Raw genomic sequence first — 1107 nt, 5'->3', positions numbered from 1 at the left:
AGAAAGTCGATCTTTCCGCAGCACTCGTAGGACTGCCTCCTGCTCGAAGTTCGAGTTCGCCGCATGGCGGCCGCAGTGCCGGCCTCGATCAAAGTGGCCCTGACCCACTGGATTGGGTCCTGGAAGCAGTCGATCCTGCTCTCACCTGGGAATCGAACGCTCCCGTCCGGCTGCATAGTGCCTCCTGCCCGCATGACGGAGCTGAGGAGTAGGCCAAAGGGGCCCCTCTTGAGGATGTTGGCGCCTCTTTTGCCCAGGGACCTGGCCGGTCCGAAGGGTGCCGGCGACTCCATGTGGTCGTCGCTGTCATCCCCTTGCGGATCATGCTGTGCCGCCGCAATGCGTCCGAGCATGCGCTGGATGAGTGGCCGCCAGGCAGGTCTGGCGTGCCAGGCCCTGCGCATCATCCGAGTTCTTCTCCACAAGATATGAGCCTCGATCTCAATGCTTGCCTTACATGAGGTGGCAAGGACAACCTCCGGGCATCTCATGGACTGGTGTTTGCCCGTGAGTGCATTTGCTGTGTGGCCTTGCAGTTTCCGTAGTGCGCTGACGTTGAGCGGCGTGGCTTCCACGCCATACAATCCCATGGCGTAGCCTTTCCCAACGATCAGCTTACCCTTGGTGGCAGTGCTTGCAGGCACGGCCCTGATGCGGTCCATGATGGTTGCAGCCTTGTCAGCCCTCCTGTTGAGGGTGGTGCCCGTGGGAGCACCGCTGATGGTGAGGTGGGAGCCTAGGTCGCGGACGCTGTGCATGACCTGTATGCTGCATTCCGTCCTGCCCCACTTTTGGCGGCGGAGCCTCTTGCGGTGTTCCGCAGAGGATGCGAGCGTGGCGCTTTTGGTGGGGGAGGGCTTGCCTCCCATGTCGTGTATGTACGCAAGGGTGGCGTTCACGGCCGTGGTGAGGGTGTCCAGCATGTCACTGTCCGGGCTGGCGGGATGGCAGTCGCTTGTCAGGCATAGAAACAAGTCGTCTGCCAGGGTCCGTGGTATTGTCTCCATGTGCTTCATGAGCAGGATCCATGGTCTTGTGATGAGAGCTAAGATCATCATGGATAAGGGGCACCCTTGCGGGATGGAGCATTTCCGCGTGTAAGGTGTG

At 60.7% G+C, this 1107-nt stretch carries 1 protein-coding gene; it reads right to left on the bottom strand.

Annotated elements, in window-relative coordinates; genetic code table 11:
* Positions 1 to 1058 (bottom strand): hypothetical protein (locus ABWQ00_RS16260; protein ID WP_353239702.1); only part of this gene is annotated, 1058 nt, incomplete at its 3' end.
* Positions 1059 to 1107: the final 49 nt, after the last annotated feature.

Source organism: Limnohabitans sp., from assembly GCF_040400975.1.
Classification (GTDB): domain Bacteria; phylum Pseudomonadota; class Gammaproteobacteria; order Burkholderiales; family Burkholderiaceae_C; genus Limnohabitans_A.
This window is presented reverse-complemented; position numbering and strand designations above follow the sequence as displayed.